The sequence below is a fragment of the Nodularia sp. UHCC 0506 genome (assembly GCF_034931045.1).
In the GTDB taxonomy this organism is placed as follows: Bacteria; Cyanobacteriota; Cyanobacteriia; order Cyanobacteriales; family Nostocaceae; genus Nodularia.
In genome coordinates, this window is sequence record NZ_JAYGHH010000046.1 from 34,616 (window position 1) to 47,414 (window position 12,799).

Genomic DNA, 12,799 nt, shown 5'->3' on the forward strand with positions numbered 1-12,799 from the left:
ACTCTAGGAAGTACTAAGTAATCAATGGGATTGGTTCTCAGCATATAAAGTGCGTCAATTTGTTCTGTAACTCGCATAGCACCTATTTCTGCTGCAAAAGCTGAACCTACTTGTCCCGCAATAATACTAGCTGTTAAAAGTGGTGCTAATTCTCTGCAAAAAGCTAATGCAAAAGCACCCCCAACTGCATCTAACGCCCCAAATCTGACCAATTCTCTAGCAGTTTGAATAGTAAAAATCATACCTGAAAATCCACTGACTAGGATAACCGGAGAAACAGAAGCCGGGCCAGCTGTCACCATGTGCTGTAAGATTTTGCGGTAATAAGTTTTTCCTTGGAGTAAATGCAGCAGTACTTGACCAAAAAGTAGCAATGCGGCGAAACAGCGTATAATCCATAATTCATCTAATTTTTTTTTAGGTTGCATTACCGCCCTTCAGACTGAATTTTTGTCTCTATATACAGAATGTGATACAAATTTGCAGAAATTTAGTGCTTTTGTTTAGAGTTCAATCAGTATAAACTGAGCCTCGTAATTAGCTTACCGGAAATTGTGCTGTGTATCAAAATATTTTGCCACTAGAGAAGCCGAAATTTTGTGTAGTTAATGACATCGCAAAATTAAGCTATAGGACTCCTATTTAAATTTTGAACAAAACTCCGTATTCCTTGATTCCTTCTTCCCTGTTCCCTGTTCCCTGTTCCCTGTTCCCTACCTCTACGAGTAAATTCATAAACCAAACCGGATTCCTATAGTTAAATTGGTATATAGAAAGCCTGATGATTGAGGGAAACCAAGATGGCAGTTTATTCAATCAATCGGGGTTGAGAAGTTTTGTAATTTTTATACATAAAATATATACTTATATTTTTTAACTTATTTAACAAGTTGGGGTTATTTTTTTGTCATTTATTTAGAGTTGCTGTTAAAAAAAGAATATTCATGTCATGAATAGATAAATTAAATAAAAATACGTAAGTAGAGCAGCAGGAATAATTCAATGTTTGTAGTAAGGACTTTAGTCCTTATTTGAGGGCTGTAGCCCTCACTACGAAACAATCTCAATATTTTTACATTACTTAATGTACTTTGATTTATTCTCGCCTACTTACTTAATTAATAAAATAATGATTTTTTGAGAGATAATATTTTTTGATCTTAGTCAACTATCTAAAGGAAGATCAAAAAAATAATGGTTTGACCTTAAGCTAGTTGTGTCATTGAGTTAAACTTGAGAACATTTACTGTATATTTATGGAAAATATTTTTTAAATACTATTTAGATGCCTTGGTGGATCACTTGAGTGGTACTGATATTTTTCAGGTTTTTTGGCAAAATGGCGATTAAATACTTCAAATTATGCTAACTTGCCACTATCAAACAAATCATAAATCATGAGGTTTTTTTATGAGCAAATAATTATGTTCTCAAAATTTTTAATTCCCAGTAATTTAAATTTTGTCTTCATACTTGGGATATGGAAATAGGGTTTGCTGTTCGCGTAGTGTGCCGTTAGGCATAAAAATTTTGTCGTGGAGGCAGGGAACAGGGAACAGTTATCTGTCATCCCTAAATTCACACTTTTGATGGTACACCCTTTAAAAGCCTTGCACATACTTTCGGGTTTATCAGCCTCAAACCTTCGATTTATCTGGGTTTTATATTTGCAAGCCCGAAATCAACCTAAAAGTCGTGTGTCTAACCTTGTCTACTCAGGCTTACATACTATAAAGTTCAACTTTTTTGAGGAGAATATTTTCATGTTTAGTTTCCGGAGTTGGTCATCAGTAAGTGCAACTTTGTTAGCCTTGGGAGTGACAGTGGCCATCTATCCTATGACAGTTTCGGCTCAAAATAGGGTTCCTAATAAAATCTCGCCTGCTTTAGTTGCTAATTTGTCTGATATTAGTTCAGATTATTGGGCTAGTCCATTTATTAAGGCTTTAGCTGCAAGAAATATCATCACTGGTTTTCCTGATGGCACGTTTAGACCAAATCAACCTGTGAGTCGGGCAGAATTTGCGGCTATGCTTCAAAAATCTTTTAATCAAGACCCTGTAAGGCAAATAAGTCCCGCAGGTTTTACAGATGTTAGTGATAGCTTTTGGGCTAGTTCGGCAATTCAGGAAGCCTATGAAACTGGATTTATGTCAGGTTATCCGGGAAACTTATTTCTACCAAATCAGCAAATTCGCAAAGTTGAGGCGATAGTTGCTTTAACAACTGGTTTGGGTTTGGAAACTAACAAGAATCCATTAGGTGTAGTGAATACTTACTACAGAGATGCTTCTGCAATCCCGAACTATGCATTAAATAATGTTGCAGCAGCCACAGAAGCCAATATTGTTGTCAATTACCCCAATGTCAACCTTCTCAACCCCCTAGACCCTTTAACTCGTGCTGAAGCGGCGGCCATTTTGTATCAAGCTTTAGTGAGACAGGGACAAATGCAAGCCCTGACTAGTAATGAGATGGCGACTAACTATATAGTGGGGGTTACACAGAATCAAACGGCTCAAGATATTGTTGCGATCGCCGCATCTAGTGCATTTTTTAGCAATTTGACTTCTTTATTGCAAACATCGAGTTTAGCAGGTATTTTACAACAACCAGGCCCTTATACAGTTTTTGCTCCGACAGATCAAGCATTTGCGGCTTTACCTGCGGGAACGCTAGAGGAGTTACAGCAACCGGAGAACAGAGAATTATTGATTCAGATTTTAAGATATCATGTGGTTCCTGGGGAGGTAACTGCTAATCAACTTTCAGATGGACAGTTGAGAACTTTTGAGGATGTACCCGTAAATATTAAAGTGGATAGAACCACTAATCAAATTGCGGTTAATGATGCGAATGTGATTCAGTCGAATATCGATGCTAGTAATGGTGTTATCCATGTAATTAATGAAGTCCTCATACCACCTAATTTGGGAGTAAGTCAGCAGCCGCAAGCACAAATTACTCCTGATATAACTCCAGGTGTCACTACTCGTGGTGGTTCTAGTTATGTGGGAGTTGCGGGTAACATTGGTGTAAGTGGTAATTCCACTCTTAGTGAAAGTAACTATGCAGTGTTGAGCAAAATTGGGCTGACAAATACTATCTCGGTGCGTGCCTCGGTGATATTAGGGGGCGATACACTATTTTTAGTTCCCGTAACTTTAGATTTTTCTCCCCGTTCTGCAAATCCCTTGGGTGGAGAACAGTTATCTATCTCTCCCTATTTAGGTGCTGGCGTAGCTATTGAAGGTGGGGGCGATTCTAATGTGGGTTTTTTGTTAACTGGTGGTGTGGATTTGCCTTTGAGCGATCGCTTTACAGCTACAGGTGCTGTAAATGCCGCATTTTTGGATCAGACTGATATTGGTTTGTTACTGGGAATCGGCTATAACTTTTAATAGTTATCAGTTAGATCATGTCTGCTTAATTGCGAATTTAACGCAGCACCTGGAAGGATAAGTATTTATAGCAACTGCCCAGGAAGTTAGGATATTGTTGATTGCTGAAAGCCTTACTCAGCACTCAGCACTCAAAACTCAGCACTCAGCACTCAGCACTTTATATTAGCTGTTAATGAGGATGAACAGGGAATAGCCGCAGATAGAAAAAACGAAGGCGATCGCTACAGAAAAAATAACGACATCCCGGACAATAAATAAAATCCAATCTTTTCTGAGTTCTTGTCTAAACTTGAGTTCCCGCAGCTGGCGTTCTAGTTCCGCGTCTGCTGGCGATTGTAAGTTGACTGGTGATATCACTGCTTTTTTATCTGCGTCCATTGTTCTTTAATAGCAATTTTTAAGCACTTTTCAAGACTGTTGTAGGTATTAGCACACTGTCCTGTATTTTTCCTATGCCCAGTAAACAAGTCTCTTGATTGTAAACTCTGGTTATACCCGAAAAATCCACTGTTACAGGTATTTTTTGTCCCTGACACCATTTTTGAGCAGATATGGCGGGTAATGTGACGGATGGTAAATGTTGTAAGGCGATATCGGGAATACTAGGTTGAAATGTCTCGGTTTGTAATTGTGTTTCTAAGTCAGTCAATGTGAGACTATCTGTGAGGTTGAAACCACTACTGGCTGTGCGGATTAAGGCGGCCAGAGTCCCGCCAGTTTCTAAAATTGCGCCTAAGTCACGGGCGATCGCTCTAATATATGTACCACTTCCACAGGCGATCGCCACATCTATTTCGGGAAAATCTCCACCTCGCCAATCTAAAATTTCTGTGTGAAAAATTTCCACTGTGCGTTTAGGTACTTCCACTATTTCTCCTTGACGTGCTAAGTCATACAAGCGTTTTCCATCAACTTGAATGGCGCTGTAAATTGGGGGGATTTGCTCAATTTTGCCTTGAAATTGTGCCATTGCAGTTTTAACATCGGCAAAATCCAATTCCGGACAGGGTTGAGAAGTCAGGATTTCACCTTGTAAATCGTCGGTTGTGGTCTGCACACCTAAACGAATTGTGGCTTTATAGGCTTTGTTTTCTGGTAAATATTGTAATAATCTGGTTGCTGTACCCAGGGCGATGGGTAAGACTCCGGTAGCGGCTGGATCTAAAGTGCCGGCGTGTCCTACACGTTTGAGGCGCAGGAGTTTTCGCACCCGTGCCACGCAGTCGTGAGATGTCCAATCAAAGGGTTTGTTTAAGTTGAGAAAACCTTGCACAGTAAAATACTATATTATAACAGATAATTTGACTTTAACTCATGAGGGAAAATAAATTATGTATTTTTTGGGTTAGACTCAAGCCTAGAGATTCACTAGTAATGGTTTGAATATACGCTGCATTGAGATAGGGCAGGTATTGTTGTGATTTACCGACAACATAAGTTTGGAAGAAAGGTAAACTTAAAACCTTCATGTAGTCACGTGCTTGGGAAGCATCCCCAATTAAATCTTTGGGTAATGATACTTGCTGGCTGGCTGGATTTCCATTCCCAATGGTAGAAAAGTGGGTTCCACCTAGTAGCATAACTAGGTACTTTTGGGGAGTTCTTAACCAGGAAAAAGGTTGAATTTGCTCGTATAAAGCTGGTGCAACAGTATCATCACTACTACCGATAATCATGACAGGGGTTTTGATGTGGCTGAAACCAGCTTGACCAAAAATTGAACTCGTGATGGGGTTAACTGCGATCGCGGCTTTTACTCTGTCATCCTGCAAGTTATACTCGTGATTGGATTTATTCTGTAATGCCAAGGCACTGCATTGGAAGAGTAAAGACATATTCCAGGATTTTTGTAGTAGTTCTGGTGTACAGTCTTGCTGTAATTGTTGAAAGTTAATTTTAGCACCAGCTAAAGCTAAGGCTGTGTAACCCCCTAAAGATTGACCAAAGACTCCCACTTGTTGCAGATTTAGCCGATTTTGAAACCGTGAATCAGACTGGTTGATTTTTTCCAGTTCATTTAAGACATATTTTATATCTAAAGGTTGGTGTTTAAATTCATCTGGTTTGATGATTTCTCTGGTATGTTTACGCAATGATGTTGGCAATTGTTTCGCACTGCTACCCGGATGATTAGGAACAACTACGGCTAATCCGTGGGAAGCTAGATGTGTAGCTAAATATTCAAAGTTACTGCTGTCTGTACCCAAACCATGAGATATTACAATTACGGATACTGGATTTTGGACATGGGGAATGTAAACATCAGTCAGTAATAAGCGATCGCGTTGTGAATCAAAAAATCTCAGGGTGTGTTTTTGTAACTCAAACTGTCCCTGATTGCGTAAATCTGCTAATTGGAGAAAATCTAGGGATTTTGAGATGTTAGCAGCTTCTATATTAGACTGTTTTGTGACTGCTGCGATCGCGCGTTGAGTCTGATTAACGACATTTTCCAATTCCTGAGCGATGGCAAAGCTACGCCTTAAATTAATATTAATGTTGTGACAGTGATATTGCCGCAACAGATTTAAAAGTGTAAAACCTCCAGGTTCAGCAGCAGCAGCAATTAATGCTGACCTTAAAAAGTTAAATTTACGTTTTGGTTGATGAGATGCGGGTTGAATTACTTGCGCCAACCGTTTTACCAGAAATTCGCCTTCAGGTGTGTAGAGAAATTGAGAAACTAAAACTGGACTAACTTTTACGGGTGTGAGTAAAATTTTTTGCAATTCTTGAAACTGTTTTGCTGGCAGATATTGCTGATAGAATGCTAATTCATCGTCAATTACACCATTTTCGGCGTATTTTTCCAAAGCACTGACTGAAATCGACGTTTCTATGGTGGAAAAGGTCGTATAAATTCGCTCTGCTGCAATTATAGAAGTATTAATTGCAAATGTCGGCAGGAGTATTGCCAGAACTAGCCAGAGCGAATTTTTTTTCAGGTTGCTTGTCCAATTACCAAACAAACTATTCATCGCTCAACTGTTTTGGGGATGTTGTTTCACGAAGCGTTGGCTTTGGTAGTTATTTAGACACCCTGGACAATTAAAGTGGGGTACAAGTAGTGATAATTAAACGCAGATAAACGCAGATAATTTTGTACTTTATTACGCTGGAAAATGCTAGAGTAGATTTTATTGCTTAAGAGGTTAAATTATAATATATTCGACATCCAAATTATAACAAATAAAGAATTATTTTGCTGCGATATTTAAAGATTATTTTTTATATAATTAATCAGATTTACCCAAGGCGATCGCTATTGAACCAGTTACTACTAAAGCTGCGCCTAATATGCCAATTAAAGTTAAGTTTTCTGAGGGAATTAGAGAAGGTAAAAATACTGCTACAAACCCTACAGCAGTCAAGGTAATAATAGGGACTAAAGCTAATACTGCACTGACTCTTGAGGCTTCCCAATGTTCTAAAGATTCGGCAAAAGCACCATAGGCAATTAAAGTATTAAAAGCACAAAATAACAGGGTTAATAAATAAAAGTTATTTAATTTTAAAATGGTTGCTGGTTGAGCAAAGGGTGTGAATAATAAAGCACATCCACCGTAGATAATCAGCATGATGTGAGCGGAAGATAAAGATTGTAATAATTGCTTTTGAGATAAAGCATAAATAGCCCAAGCTGCTGCACCCAAAGCAATCAAAGCACTCCCGAAAATGTATGTACCCTGTGCTGTGATTAAATTGGCAAGTTGTTCGCGAAAAAATACAATATAACCAGAGGAAAGTATACTAACACCAATCCATTGACGTAGTGTATAACGTTCTTGAAAAATCACTAAACCACCTAAACCTAATAACAGGGTCGATAATTGAATCAAAACTTGTGCGTTAGCAGGTGATGTTAACGCTAGACCTTGCATAAATAGGAAGTAATTAAATGCTAAAAATAAAGTAGCGATCGCTAATAATTTACCAGAACTAGAACGCAATTGCTGTAAATTAGGTAATTTACCTCGCACTCCTAAAAATGCAGCCAGTAGTGCAAATGACACCAAAAAGCGAAACCAAATAATCGTATAGACATCAAGAACCTGTAAACTTACTGTCAGCGCAATAGGTAAAATTCCCCATAAAAACACTGTTAACAGCGATAATCCTAGACCCAAACGCCAGCGACCGGAACTTTGATGCATAGTTTGTAATTCGTAATTCGTAATTCGTAGTTCGTAATTCGTAGTTCGTAATATTTCCTGCGGAAACGCTACGCTAACGTAGTTTGTAATTCGTAGTTCTTATACAGACACAAATCATAAAACTCTTGTGGTCTGGGCAAAGATGCCCGCTATTGGTATACTTCAACTAGAAGAAATCAACCATTCCTGGAGAGGAAGCGGCAAATATTTGTGTAGCGGCTAATAAGGCTGTTTCTGTAGCTTGGAGTTTTCCTGTTAGTTGTAATTGCTGGGGACTAAAGAGGTTGGTATATAGAGGTGCTAATCCTTTAATGTCTAACTGCAACTCACCTTTGCCACCTTGAGTAACTTTTCCACGGCTATTAGCGACAGATAAAATAAATTTACCATTATTGGCAGGTAGTAAGTCATCTTTAACAGCCAAATGTAGTTCAGCTGAAACTCCTGGCGGATACGCCCGCATTTCTAACGCTTTGACTAAATTGATTATCCGCAGCATCCAGCGCTGATGATGGGCAATTTTAGCGGTTTGCTCTGGTAGCAGCAATGTGAGAGAATCAATCACAGAACTCTTCCATCGCACTTTGTCAATTTGGGAGCGATGATTGGCAATAAAAGTCCAAAAAGTTCTGACAGCAGCATTTGTGAGCATTGTCCAATCTCTCACACTCAGCACTGTGGTATTCTGGGTACGTTCTTGAGTGAAGATGATATAACCTTGGGGTTGGTCTTTGTCACCCATCAAATAACCATAGACTGTTTCTCGGCTATCTGGTTGAGTTAAACCTTGCCAAATCGCTGAATGTCTTTCTAAATAACCATGAGTGAATTTGGCTTGCTGCTGATATAGGTTATGAAAGATTAAATGATTTTTCGGGTCTACGGGTTGTAAAGGTAAAGGTTTTTCTCGTACCTGGATATTTTCAGTAGAAATTTCCCAAGTGCAATAACTCCCAGCTTGTTCGTATCCGGCTTTGCGGTAAAGACGTTGAGTAGCGGGATAGAGAACCGAAATCGGCACTTCCTGTTGATAAAGTTCCTGGATAGTTTTTTCGATAAGTGCGATCGCAGCGCCACTACCACGATATTCTGGAGCAATACCCACAGCCGCAATTCCGGTCATCGGGACACACTCACCACCCCACCATTGACCCATCGGAATAATTGCTAGTCCACCGACAACCTGCTGGTTTTGATAAATAGCACGTAACTTATCTACACCAATACGCGGTATGTAGATTTCGCTATCACCAGACGACATGATAAAACACTGTTCTAGGATAGACCCCAGGTGCTGGATATCCTTTTTATCAGTCAGTGTGCTGTATTGGAATTTATCTGTGTTCATCTGTGATTAATTAAATTTTCGTTTATATATAAACAAAATAAACCAGACGCGATTTATCGCGTCTCTACAAGGCAATATCTTATCTTCTCTCCGCGTCCTCTGCGCCTCTGTGGTTCGTTCGTCACTCTGACAACATCTCCAACAATAGCGACTCATTCAACTGAGTAATTCCCAAACCTTGCGCCTTCTCCAATTTAGAACCAGCATCTTCACCCACTAGCAAATAATCAGTTTTTTTACTCACCGAATTAGTTACCTTACCCCCAGCCTTTTGAATTAACGCCTTTGCCTCATCCCGTGATAAACTGGGTAGAGTACCAGTAATTACAAAAGTTTTACCGGCTAAAACTTGATTATTATTAGTAGTTGTTGTCGTTTCCTCCGTAGCAGCTAATTGTAATCCTGCGGCTTTGAGACGTTCAATCAAAACTTGATTTGCGTCAATGCGAAACCACTGATATACAGATTGAGCGATTTCTGCACCAATGCCGTAAATTCCGGCAATATCTGATTGCTTGGCGGTTGCTAAATCTTCTACGGTGGGATACTTCTGAGTTAATAATTGAGCATTCACACTGCCAACGTGACGGATGCCTAAACCATATAATACCCTAGACCAAGGTTGGTTTTTTGATTGGGCGATCGCATCAATTAATTTTTGGGCTGATTTTTGCCCCATTCTTTCTAATGCACACAATCTTTCTGTTGTCAAGTCATATAAATCAGCAACAGAATGCACCAAATGTCTATCTACTAGTTGATGTACCAGTTTTTCGCCCATACCTTTAATATCCAAAGCATCCCGACTTACCCAGTGTTCAATTTCGCCTCGGAGGATAGCCGGACAGGAAGCATTCACGCAGCGAGTTACCGCCTCACCTGATTCTCGCACAACTGCTTGACCGCAGACTGGGCAATGGGTGGGCATTTCAAAAGGCATGGTATCATCTGGACGCAGTTCTTTTAATACCCGCACCACTTCCGGGATAATTTCCCCAGCTTTCCGCACAATCACAGTATCACCAATGCGGATATCTAATTGCTGGATGCGATCGCTATTATGTAAAGTAGCACGGGAAACAGTGGTTCCAGCTAATTGAACCGGACGCATTTCCGCCAAAGGTGTTAACGCCCCAGTGCGTCCCACATTCACAGAGATATTTTCCACCCGTGTTGGTGCTTCCTCAGCTGCGTACTTTAAAGCAATCGCCCATCTAGGGAACTTTTGAGTAAAACCAAGCTGTTCTTGTAACTTAAAAGGATTTAACTTTACCACTACCCCATCAGTCATGTAGGGTAGGTTGAGTCTTTTTGTATCCCAGGATTGATAATATTCGGCTACTTCTGTTAATGAACTACAGAGTTTGTGATTAGGGTTAACGGGAAAACCCATTTGTTCTAATAATTTCAAAGCTTCCCATTGAGTATTAGCAATACTGGCATCATCCAGACCAGAAATGTGCAATGTATAAGCAAAAAAATCCAAGCGTCGTTGGGCGACAATGCGGGGGTCTAATTGCCTAAGTGTACCAGCTGCGGCATTGCGGGGATTAGCAAATAAATTCTCACCGGCTTTTTGTCGTTCCGCATTAATTTGTTTAAACACTTCCAAAGGTAGAAACACCTCTCCGCGAACTTCCACCTTTCCTAAACTTTGTGAACCAGCGAAATTCAAACGCAAGGGAATTGAACGAATTGTCCGCACATTTTGGGTAATATCTTCACCGACTTCCCCATCACCCCTTGTTACCCCCCTGACCAGCAGACCATTTTCATAAGTCAAAGCCAAAGCCGAACCATCAATTTTCAGTTCCGAGACATACTCTACCGCTTCTATTTTCGGTGCTTGTCGCCGCCAACGCTGATCCCATATTTGCAATTCATCAATATTAAAAGCATTCTCCAGACTGTAGAGAGGAATATTATGACGTACCGAAGTAAAATGTGTAGCTGGTTTTTCACCCACGCGCTGAGTCGGACTATCCGGTGTAATTAATTCTGAATACCGAGTTTCTAACTCTTGTAATTCTCGATAAAGCTGGTCATAGACAGCATCCTCCATCATGGGAGCATCTAAGACATAATAAGCATAGCTAGCTTGTTGCAACAGCTGGCGCAGTTCTTCTACACGCTTAACTTCCGACTGACTTTGTATCATTATCCTGATTGCAAATTACCTAGCAGATAGACAGACTTAATTTTCCCAGATTACTCGCTTTTATACGAGTCAGGCTTCTATCAGCAGAACTAAAATTTACAATTGCCATAGACGCTGAAAAAACCTACTTTAATTTTACTAGCTTATTCCTCATATTTCTTCTCTTGCGCCTCTGCGCCTCTGCGTGGTCAAAAAAATTCGTGTAACTATTGATTGGGTAAATTATTATTCCCCAGATATTTAGCTTTTAACTCTTCCAACTCTTTATCTATGACGCTGTTATTAGCAGGTAGAGAAATGGGTTTTGGTGGTTGCGCTTGATTTGGTTGAGGTTTAGCAGCACCCAAAATTTGAGTTTTCACTTCTTCCAGTTCCAAATCAATTTGACTAGAAGATTTACTCACAGAAGTGGGTGGTGCTGTTGGCGCTGGTTTAGCGACTGCTGGCGATTGATTTAAATCTTTGAGGACTTCATCTGCTGTTTGATAACGCCGCATGGGGATACTGACTAGCATCTTTTCCAGGATGCGATGTAATTTAAGACTCAGAGGAGTTTTGAGAAATTTTTGCCACATCCAAGTATCATGATTAATATCATAAGAATCGAAAGGCGATCGCGCAGTTAAAAGATGAACACAAGTAGCACCTAAACTGTAGATATCGCTGGCAAAAATCGCCCTACCCCTCATTTGTTCCGGGGCGACATATTCGGGAGTACCAATACTCGTACCTGTTTGATTTAAAGCCGTACCAGTGGCAGATTTAGAAGCGCCAAAATCTACCAAGACTAATTTAGCATGGCGATCGCGTAAAATATTTTCTGGCTTAATATCCCGGTGAATCACACCTCTAGAATGGCAAAATTGTAAAACTGGTAATAAATCTTGAAGTAATTGCCATATCTGCGATTCACTAAAAGCCCCATTTTGCTGCAATTCCTGGGCTAAATTCGGCCCGTCAATAAATGCTTGTACCAGATACTGTCGGTCATCTTGGGTAAAATACGCTAAAAGTGCCGGAATTTGAGGATGTTGTCCCAAATCATCTAACTGTACTGCTTCTAAAGTAAATAACTCCACAGCCTTCTGCACAGTATTAGTACCTTGGGCTTGGGGGTAGAATTGCTTAATCACGCAGGGCGGTTTAGAAGGTTTATCCTCATCCACCGCTAAGAAAGTTTTACCAAAACCACCTTGTCCGATAGGTTTAATGGCGCGGTAGCGGTCTTTCAGCAGTAATTTTGAACCACAACTCAAGCAAAACTTGACATCATCAGCATTTTCTGGATAAAGACAACGGGAATTTAGGCAATACAGCACTTCCGGCAGCTATGAGGTACATTTCCAAAGCTGAAAGCTATGATAGGAGCGGGACAAGGAGAAAACTGTATTGCATAATAGCCGGAAGCGCTGTAACTCATGGAAGTTTGGCACTCTTACTATCTTTATTTTGCCTTGTCTGAGGCAGAAGCGTGATAAATTAGGTTCACGCAAAGGCGCAAAGGCGCAAAGGCGCAAAGGTAGGAAGAAAAATAAAAACCAAACTCACTCTCGAAGAATTTCTTGCACTTCCCGAAAGTGAACTTGCTTATGAGTTTGTTGACGGTGAAGCTGTACCGAAATATAAAAATGAGCAAATGTCTCCTAAATTTTTTCATGGCGCAACCACAGGAGCATTATTTATTCTATTATCCAGATGGGCGCAAGAAAAAGGTCGCGTTGTCGTGGAATGGGGG

The 12,799-nt window shown here is 40.1% G+C and carries 9 protein-coding genes and 1 pseudogene; 2 read left to right on the forward strand and 8 right to left on the reverse strand.

Features of this window, described 5'->3' with window-relative positions; all coding sequences use genetic code 11:
• A partial coding sequence (locus VB654_RS20190; RefSeq protein WP_323215592.1) for an ABC transporter permease occupies positions 1-428 on the reverse strand: 428 nt, incomplete at its 3' end.
• 1,335 nt (positions 429-1,763) lie between these two features.
• Here VB654_RS20190 and VB654_RS20195 point away from each other — a divergent pair.
• Positions 1,764-3,401: a fasciclin domain-containing protein gene (locus VB654_RS20195; RefSeq protein ID WP_323215593.1), complete on the forward strand. Its 1,638-nt coding sequence runs from the start codon at positions 1,764-1,766 to the stop codon at positions 3,399-3,401.
• Between the two features lie 165 nt (positions 3,402-3,566).
• On the opposite strand, the gene VB654_RS20200 is transcribed toward VB654_RS20195, so the two are convergent.
• The 7 genes from VB654_RS20200 to VB654_RS20230 all read right to left on the reverse strand — a co-directional run bounded on the left by VB654_RS20200 (position 3,567) and on the right by VB654_RS20230 (position 12,383).
• Entirely contained in the window at positions 3,567-3,782 is a 216-nt protein-coding gene (locus VB654_RS20200; protein ID WP_323215594.1) for a hypothetical protein, read from the reverse strand.
• A gap of 19 nt (positions 3,783-3,801) precedes the next feature.
• On the reverse strand, positions 3,802-4,677 hold the full coding sequence (gene truB, locus VB654_RS20205; RefSeq protein ID WP_323215595.1) for a tRNA pseudouridine(55) synthase TruB: 876 nt from the start codon (positions 4,675-4,677) through the stop codon (positions 3,802-3,804).
• Between the two features lie 34 nt (positions 4,678-4,711).
• Positions 4,712-6,382 carry an alpha/beta hydrolase gene (locus tag VB654_RS20210; RefSeq protein ID WP_323215596.1) on the reverse strand — a complete coding sequence of 557 codons (1,671 nt, stop codon included), beginning with the start codon at positions 6,380-6,382 and terminating at the stop codon, positions 4,712-4,714.
• A gap of 258 nt (positions 6,383-6,640) precedes the next feature.
• Complete coding sequence (locus tag VB654_RS20215; RefSeq protein WP_323215597.1) at positions 6,641-7,558, reverse strand: DMT family transporter; 918 nt, start codon at positions 7,556-7,558, stop codon at positions 6,641-6,643.
• A 166-nt stretch (positions 7,559-7,724) separates the two neighbouring features.
• Positions 7,725-8,906, reverse strand: a complete 1,182-nt coding sequence (gene eis, locus VB654_RS20220) for a GNAT family N-acetyltransferase (RefSeq protein ID WP_323215598.1) — start codon at positions 8,904-8,906, stop codon at positions 7,725-7,727.
• A 121-nt stretch (positions 8,907-9,027) separates the two neighbouring features.
• Positions 9,028-11,064: an NAD-dependent DNA ligase LigA gene (ligA, locus tag VB654_RS20225; RefSeq protein ID WP_323215599.1), complete on the reverse strand. Its 2,037-nt coding sequence runs from the start codon at positions 11,062-11,064 to the stop codon at positions 9,028-9,030.
• Positions 11,065-11,270: 206 nt separating this feature from the next.
• Positions 11,271-12,383: a serine/threonine-protein kinase gene (locus tag VB654_RS20230; protein WP_323215600.1), complete on the reverse strand. Its 1,113-nt coding sequence runs from the start codon at positions 12,381-12,383 to the stop codon at positions 11,271-11,273.
• A 212-nt stretch (positions 12,384-12,595) separates the two neighbouring features.
• Between VB654_RS20230 and VB654_RS20235 the strand changes: the two are divergent.
• Positions 12,596-12,799: pseudogene (locus VB654_RS20235) on the forward strand (Uma2 family endonuclease); the annotation flags it as partial.

Bases quoted from the DNA above. Each gene is read 5' to 3' on its own strand.
- VB654_RS20210 (WP_323215596.1), bottom strand. From the start codon at position 6,382: ATGAATAGTTTGTTTGGTAATTGGACAAGCAACCTGAAAAAAAATTCG.
- ligA (WP_323215599.1), bottom strand. From the start codon at position 11,064: ATGATACAAAGTCAGTCGGAAGTTAAGCGTGTAGAAGAACTGCGCCAG.
- VB654_RS20215 (WP_323215597.1), bottom strand. From the start codon at position 7,558: ATGCATCAAAGTTCCGGTCGCTGGCGTTTGGGTCTAGGATTATCGCTG.
- eis (WP_323215598.1), bottom strand. From the start codon at position 8,906: ATGAACACAGATAAATTCCAATACAGCACACTGACTGATAAAAAGGAT.
- VB654_RS20200 (WP_323215594.1), bottom strand. From the start codon at position 3,782: ATGGACGCAGATAAAAAAGCAGTGATATCACCAGTCAACTTACAATCG.
- VB654_RS20195 (WP_323215593.1), top strand. From the start codon at position 1,764: ATGTTTAGTTTCCGGAGTTGGTCATCAGTAAGTGCAACTTTGTTAGCC.